At 44.1% G+C, this 1,002-nt stretch carries 1 protein-coding gene; it reads left to right on the forward strand.

Annotated elements, in window-relative coordinates; translation table 11 throughout:
• Positions 1 to 322: 322 nt before the first annotated feature.
• Positions 323 to 1,002: transglycosylase SLT domain-containing protein (locus tag ACTXGO_RS14610; protein ID WP_443575029.1), on the forward strand; the 680-nt coding region annotated here is incomplete at its 3' end.

A 1,002-nucleotide genomic window follows, 5' to 3' on the forward strand; every position in this document is an offset into this window, starting at 1 on the left:
GTGTAGTTAAATCCTAAATGAATGTTTATGTAGCACATGTTATCAAGTGCTCAAATACGCCATTGACTCAAGTCAGTGGTTTTTTTATAAAATATTAGCTATCAGTCAAATTTGCGCTATTCTCGTTGAACATGATATAAAGTTATGACTTCGTCAAACCTATTTTATATTTGGGTACTGGCTACAAGGCACTACTCAATATTTAAGTGGTATTGAAAATCTAAGCACTATCTTTACTCTGCTACTGGTTTTTAGTCTATATTGCATACTATACTGTCATTCTCCTTTATTTTTCTCATATCGTTAGGAAGCACCCCTCATCATGTCTACTGTGTCCTCAAAATCTCGCTCATTTATCGCTCTACCTTTGGCGCTTGCGGTATCGACTCTGCTTATTAGCGCCTGTAGTAACACATCAACGGTAAAAAATACGGGAGCAACTACGAAACCTGTTATCAATAAACAACCCGCTACGCAGCCTACGGTGAATACAGCGCCAAGTAGCACTGATTATTCGACTGCATATTTAGATGCTGAGAGTTTAGATGAACTAGCGGACTTGTTAGAAGCCACTGATATGACGATGGTTGAGGGCAATAAACTGGTGATTCAGCAATATGGTGATTTGTGGAATCGTCTGCGCGCAGGCTACCGCATGAATATGGGTCAGCCGATCTACAATCAGCGTATTGAGGCGCAAAAGGGCTGGTTCACCAGTCGCCAAGACTATCTTAATCGTTTGACTGCGCGCTCAAGCCGCTACCTGTATCATACTGTACGAGAAGCTGAGCGCCGCAATATTCCAACCGAGCTTGCCCTATTGCCTATCATTGAGAGCTCCTATGATCCAGGCGCGACCAGTAGCGCCGCCGCCGCTGGCATGTGGCAGTTTATTCCAAGTACAGGTCGTATCTACGGTCTTAATCAAAGCAGCACCTATGACGGGCGCCGCGATGTCATTGAATCGACGCGCGCCGCTTACGACTTTTTGACCGCACTATA

The sequence above is a fragment of the Psychrobacter sp. T6-1 genome (genome assembly GCF_052258445.1).